Origin of the sequence: Gordonia sp. p3-SID1431 (genome assembly GCF_025143765.1) — a bacterium.
Taxonomy (GTDB): Bacteria; Actinomycetota; Actinomycetes; order Mycobacteriales; family Mycobacteriaceae; genus Gordonia; species Gordonia hongkongensis.
On sequence record NZ_JAMBDT010000064.1, the window covers coordinates 22,674 to 28,759 of the forward strand.

Sequence of the window (6,086 nt, forward strand, 5' to 3'; positions counted from 1 at the left end):
GAGAGGACAGGTTGTGACCGACGACGGGACCGACACCGCCGAGCACCTGCAGATCGGCGCGGTGGCAACGGAAACCGGGTTGTCCATCAAGACGATCCGCCACTACGACGAGGTCGGTCTGGTCGTCCCGTCCGCTCGCTCGGCCGGGGGCTTCCGGCTGTACACCCGGGCCGACATCGATCGGCTGTTCGTGATCCGGCGGATGAAGCCACTCGGTTTCACCCTCGACGACATGCGCGCACTCCTGCACGCCGAGAGTGTCCTCGACGACACCGACGCGGCTCCGGCGGACCGGCGGGCGGCACTCGAGGAGGTCGCGGAGTTCCGGCAGCGCGCACGACTGGCGTGCGAGAAGCTCGAGCGGCAACTGGAGTATGCGCACGAACTCACCGCCCAGCTGTCGGATCGACTGACCGATCCCGCGTCCGCCGGTAGGGCGACGTAAGCACTACCCCAGCGGCCACCGGGTACCGGTGCGGGCCTCGGCCTCCGTCCACAGTCGACCGGCCAGTTCGTAGTCGCACGCCGTGAGCGACCGGCCCGACAGCACCGGTCGGCCGCGCAGTCCCCACGGTCCGTCGACCCCCACGTAGCTGCCCGGCGGGATCGGCTCGGTCAGACAGTGCAGGGTGGGTGCCGCGCCGGCGTCGAGATCGTTGCCGACGACACCCGCCAGGCCCTGCGCCGCGCGGTGCAGAACGCCCAGGCCCGGCTTGTTCGAGATGTTCGACGCGGCCCAGCCGGGATCGGTGAGCATCGAGGTCACCGGCGACCCGACGTCGCGCAACCGTCGGTCGAGTTCGAGGCCCCACAGCATCACCGCGAGTTTCGACCCGGTGTAGGCCCGCGGCGGCGACCACCGTGTGCGTCGGAGGTCCAGGTCGGCGGGGTCGATGCGGGCGCGGCGATGCCCCTCCGAACCCACGGACACGATCTGCCGCCTGATGCGCGGCAGGAGCAGATTGGTCAGGGCGAACGGCCCGAGGAAATTGGTGCCCATGCCGAGTTCGAAACCGTCCCGCGTAGTCCGATGCTGATGCGGGAACATGCCGGCGTTGTTGACCAGCACATCGACCGGACCGTCGAGTTCCTCGACGAAGGTCCGCACCGAGGCGAGGTCGGCGAGATCCAGCCGGATCACCTCGCACTCACCGCCGAATTCCCGTGCGCGCCGGGCGCCGAGATCGGTGTCGCGGACGGCCAGGACCACCTGCGCACCGGCCCGGGCGAGCGCGCGGGCGGTGGCCATCCCGATACCGTTCGTCGCACCGGTGACGACGACCCGCGTGCCGGTCAGGTCGGACAGGGCCTTCGACGATGAGGGCATGGGCGCCACGGTACCCACCGGATGACCGGGCGGGGTGGCACTCGGCCGGCGGTGGGACTCGGGGGCGCAGCGACTCTCACCGAACGCGCAGGGACAGTGCCACGACGAGACGCGTCGCCGGGTCGTCGAGATCCATCCCGGTCAGGGTCTGCACGCGACGGATGCGGTAGCGCAAGGTGTTCGGATGGACGTGCAGCGCCGCCGCTGCCGCGCGGACGTCACCGAAATGGTCGAGGTAGGCGCGCAACGACGCGGTGAACTCGCTGCCGCTGCGAGTGTCGAGATCCGCGAGCCCGGCGACCCGGCTGTCGACGAGATCGGGGTTCTCCGAGAGCAATCCGATGATCTCGGCGAGCAGCACCCCGGTGCGGGATCGCTCGACGGTGGTGACGTCGTCGATCAGGTCGGCGTCGCGACCGGCGGCGTCGAGGACACGATCGATCGCAGAACGCAGATCGGTTGCGGCGGCGATGGTGTCGGGGCCGGCGACGACCGCGCGTGCCGATACGGCGAACTGGCGGTCGGCGGCGTCGACGGAGATCCGCGCCCACGTGACGGCGTCGTCGAGCGGGACGCCGGGGAGCACGACGTACGCGCGGTCACCGATCGTGACCGTGACCGACAGCGGACTGAAAGCGCTGGCGTGCAGCATGAGCGCCGAGACCTGCCCGGCGCGGATGCCGTCGGGGGCCGTGAACCCCACGACCGTCACCGTGGCGGTCGGCGCGATGCCGAGCTGGGCGGCGAGGTGGTCTGTGTCGACCGGGACTCCGCCGACACCGAGGAGTCGCCGGACCCGCTGATCGTGGTCGGAGCCTGCCGAACGCCGTCGCGAGATCACCCGGGCCGCAACAGCTGCGGCGCCGACGAGTACCTCGTCGGTGTCGCGGGCCGGCGGGCGCGACCCCTCCTGCAGCCAGACAACCCCCATCAGGACGTCGGAGCGATCGCCGGGTGGGCCCGACGCCGGACGGATGGCGACCGCGCGACGCGGCCGAAGTCCGAGATCGGTGCGTGCGTCGACCATCACGACTCCGGACGACTTCCGGACCGCGTCCATCACGCCCCACTCCCGCAGCCAGGCCAGCATCTCCGGCGGCCCCTCGCGGCCCAGGATCGACAGTCTGCGCAACTCGTCGGCCTCCTCACCGGCCGAGCTGTAGGCCAGGACGTGCGCGTGCTCGTCCTCGATGCTGACCAGACCACCGGTCCGGCGGGCGACCTCCCCGGCGAGCTCGAACAGGTCGCCGGTGCTTCCCGACTCCATGGACTCGCCGCTCCCGACCGCGCCGCGTGCCGCGTCGAGCACCCGGGTGACGAGGTTGTAGATGCGTTCCCAGCGGGCGTGCGGATCGATGGCGATGACCGCGATGCCCAGTCGATCGGCGAGGCCGACCAGGGTCTGTGCGGGGTTCTTGGCCAGTACGGCGACCGGGCGGTGCGCGCCGAGGCCGCCGAGCCACTCCACGACGACGTCATCGGTGAGTCCGACCAGGAGGAACAGGTCGGCCGATCGGGCGGCATGCCCGAGCCCGTAGTGCACGTCGTCGGCGTCGACCATCGCCATCGTCGACACCGGCGCGTCGAGACCGCGGGGCGACGAGACCAGGGTCGCGACGGTCTGGTCAAGGGCGAGGACCAACCGCCCGAGCGCGATACCGGCATTCTTGTCCATACGGACAAGACTACGAGCCCCACCTCGGCTGATCGGCCATATCGCGACGTCGAAAGGGACGGTGGACTGAGGTCATGGATGCCATCACCACTCCCCCTCGACCGTCGAACGAACCCGTCCACAGCTATGCCCCCGGTTCGCCCGAGCGTGCGCGCATCGTCGACGAGCTGGCGCGACAGTCGCATGCCGGCCGCCGCGAGTTCCCGCACATCATCGGCGGCCACCTGAGCCTCGGGGCGGGTAAGGAGATCGACGTCGTCCAGCCCCACGCACACCGCGAGGTACTCGGCTTCATCACCAATGCCACCCACGACGACGCCCGCGCCGCGGTGGACGCCGCCCGCGCCGCCGCCGCCGACTGGGCTCACACGAGCTTCGACGACCGCGCGGCCGTGATCCTGCGCGCCGCCGAGCTGCTGGCCGGGCCGTGGCGCGAGCGGATCGCGGCGGCGACGATGCTCGGCCAGTCGAAGTCGGTGCAGCAGGCCGAGATCGACGCCCCATGCGAGCTCGTCGACTTCTGGCGGTTCAACGTGGCCTTCGCGCGTGAGATCCTCGCCGAGCAACCGGAGTCGTCGCCCGGGGTGTGGAACCGGCTCGACCACCGTCCACTGGACGGGTTCGTCTACGCCGTGACCCCGTTCAACTTCACCGCCATCGCCGCCAATCTGCCCACCGCCCCCGTGTTGATGGGCAACACCGTCGTCTGGAAACCCTCCCCCACCCAGGCGTACTCGGCGCAGTTGACCATGGCGCTGCTCGAGGCCGCCGGATTGCCGCCCGGGGTGATCAACCTCGTCCACGGCGACGGTGCCGCGGTCTCGGATGTCGTTCTCGCCGATGAGGATCTGGCCGGGATCCATTTCACCGGGTCGACGAGGACGTTCCGTCATCTGTGGCGTGAGGTCGGTGCCAACATCGAGCACTACCGGAACTATCCGCGCCTCGTCGGCGAGACCGGTGGCAAGGACTTCATCGTCGCGCACGCCTCGGCCGAACCTCATGCGTTGCGAACGGCGTTGACGCGCGGCGCTTTCGAGTATCAGGGACAGAAGTGTTCGGCGGCGTCGCGCGCGTATGTCGCCAGGTCGGTGTGGGAGCGGATGGGTGACGAGTTCCTCGGCGAGGCCGACGAACTCGCCTATGGCGACGTCCGAGATCTGACGAACTTCGGTGGTGCGGTGATCGATCGACGCGCGTTCGACAAGCAGGTCGCGGCCATCGACCGGGCCAAGTCGTCGGCGTCGCTGACCGTCGCGGTCGGCGGCGTCTGCGATGACACCGAGGGGTACTTCGTCCGACCCACGGTACTGGTGTCCGACGACCCGACCGACGAGGCGTTCGCCACGGAGTACTTCGGTCCGATCCTCGCGGTTCACGTCTACGACGACGCCGACTACGAGAACATTCTCGGCCTGGTCGACTCGACGGCGCAGTACGCACTCACGGGGTCGGTCATGGCGACCGATGTCGCCGCGGTGGCCCTTGCCTCCGACCGGCTGCGGAACGCGGCGGGCAACTTCTACGTCAATGACAAGCCGACCGGCGCCGTGGTCGGGCAGCAACCCTTCGGCGGCGGCCGGGCGTCGGGAACCAACGACAAAGCCGGGTCGAAGCAGAACCTGATGCGCTGGACCTCGACGCGCACGATCAAGGAGACCTTCTCACCGCCCACCACCTCGTCGTATCCGCACATGGTCGCCGACTGGACGGCGCTGTGATGGGGTCCGTGTTCGACACCGTGCTGCGGCCCGCGATCGTCGCGGCATCGCGCAGCGAACGGATCAAGGACTCGTCCCAGCGGTGGCCGGTCACCGGACGAGTGGTCCGCCGATTCGTGCCGGGCGAATCGCTCGACGCCGCCATGGCCGCCGTCGGGGCCGAACTCGCCGATGGACTCTCCGTCTCGGTCGACTTCCTGGGCGAGGACACCCTCGACGAATCCCAGGCGGACGCCACGGTGACCGCGTATCTGGCTCTGCTCGAGTCTCTGTCTGGACGCCGTCCGGCACCTGCCGGGTCGTTGGAGGTGTCGCTGAAGCTGACCGCGCTCGGTCTCGCACTGCCGGAGCACGGCGCGAAGATCGCCGAGGAGAACGCGCGCACGATCGTCGAGGCGGCCGATGGCCTGGACGTCGTGGTCACCGTGGACGCCGAGGATCACACCACCGTCGACCAGCGGCTGGCGATCGTGCGGTCGTTGCGCTCCGAGTTCCCGGAGACCGGGACCGTGCTGCAGGCCTGCCTGCGCCGCACCGAGGACGACTGCGCCGAATTCGCGGCGTCGGGCGCCCGAATCCGGTTGTGTAAAGGCGCTTATGCCGAACCGCCCGCGGTCGCGTTCACCGACCGCCGCCAGGTCGACGACAGCTATCTGCGGTGCCTCCGGATACTGATGAAGGGCTCCGGTTATCCGATGGTCGCCAGCCACGACCCCACGATGATCGACGCCGCGAGAATCCTCGCCGACGAATTCGGTCGCGCGCCGGACAGCTGGGAACACCAGATGCTGTACGGAGTACGGGCCGACGAGCAGCGCCGGTTGGCAGCCGCCGGCGCACGTGTCCGGGTCTACATCCCCTACGGCGAGCAGTGGTACGGGTACCTGGTCCGACGCCTGGCCGAACGTCCGGCGAACCTGGGGTTCTTTCTGCGCGCACTGGCCGGGTGAGGCCCCCCGACCAGTCGACTGTGCGTCGGTTTTCGTTGACTGTGCGGCACTGGGCCACTGCTTCCTGATCCGAAACGCTGGATCTGCGGTTGCCGGAGCGCGGAAAGCCGCCCGCGGGGTCGAGCACAGCAACTACCAGAGGGCGGTGGGCCGGCGACCGCCAGACTTCGACTCGACCGGCAGACTTCGATCGAGGTCTGGGAATCGAGTTGAAGTCTGCCGGTCACAAATCGGGCAGATACGCGAGATAGTCCCGACAGTCAACGCGAATCACGCACTGTCAACCAAAAACACTGCACAGCGGACGAATTCGCGTGTCTCGTGCCTGTGGAAAACCCTCGAAATCGAACGAATGTGGATCTCCTGACCTGAAAGTGGGCGGTTTTCGGTCAGTTTCGATGTGGGAGTTCCGG

The 6,086-nt window shown here is 69.1% G+C and carries 5 protein-coding genes; 3 read left to right on the top strand and 2 right to left on the bottom strand.

The genetic code is table 11. The annotated features are described in order from the left end of the window. The first annotated feature begins 13 nt into the window (after window positions 1–13). Window positions 14–445: a MerR family transcriptional regulator gene (locus tag M4D77_RS15890; protein WP_259936657.1), complete on the top strand. Its 432-nt coding sequence runs from the start codon at window positions 14–16 to the stop codon at window positions 443–445. A gap of 3 nt (window positions 446–448) precedes the next feature. On the opposite strand, the gene M4D77_RS15895 is transcribed toward M4D77_RS15890, so the two are convergent. Then, window positions 449–1,327 (bottom strand): SDR family NAD(P)-dependent oxidoreductase, encoded by an 879-nt coding sequence (locus M4D77_RS15895; RefSeq protein WP_203235900.1) that lies wholly within the window; start codon window positions 1,325–1,327, stop codon window positions 449–451. Window positions 1,328–1,403: 76 nt separating this feature from the next. Beyond that, window positions 1,404–3,002 carry a CdaR family transcriptional regulator gene (locus tag M4D77_RS15900; protein ID WP_259936658.1) on the bottom strand — a complete coding sequence of 533 codons (1,599 nt, stop codon included), beginning with the start codon at window positions 3,000–3,002 and terminating at the stop codon, window positions 1,404–1,406. 74 nt (window positions 3,003–3,076) lie between these two features. Between M4D77_RS15900 and pruA the strand changes: the two genes are divergently transcribed. Together pruA and M4D77_RS15910 are read left to right on the top strand one after the other, a co-directional pair. Continuing rightward, window positions 3,077–4,723, top strand: a complete 1,647-nt coding sequence (gene pruA, locus M4D77_RS15905; protein WP_259936659.1) for an L-glutamate gamma-semialdehyde dehydrogenase — start codon at window positions 3,077–3,079, stop codon at window positions 4,721–4,723. After that, a complete protein-coding gene (locus M4D77_RS15910) occupies window positions 4,723–5,673 on the top strand; it encodes a proline dehydrogenase family protein (RefSeq protein WP_259936660.1) in 951 nt (316 codons plus the stop codon). The genes pruA and M4D77_RS15910 overlap by 1 nt, the downstream gene beginning before the upstream one ends. The last annotated feature ends 413 nt before the right edge of the window (window positions 5,674–6,086 follow it).

Coding starts and splice junctions, on each gene's coding strand:
- M4D77_RS15895 (WP_203235900.1), bottom strand. CDS start 1,327: ATGCCCTCATCGTCGAAGGCCCTGTCCGACCTGACCGGCACGCGGGTC.
- M4D77_RS15900 (WP_259936658.1), bottom strand. CDS start 3,002: ATGGACAAGAATGCCGGTATCGCGCTCGGGCGGTTGGTCCTCGCCCTT.
- pruA (WP_259936659.1), top strand. CDS start 3,077: ATGGATGCCATCACCACTCCCCCTCGACCGTCGAACGAACCCGTCCAC.
- M4D77_RS15910 (WP_259936660.1), top strand. CDS start 4,723: ATGGGGTCCGTGTTCGACACCGTGCTGCGGCCCGCGATCGTCGCGGCA.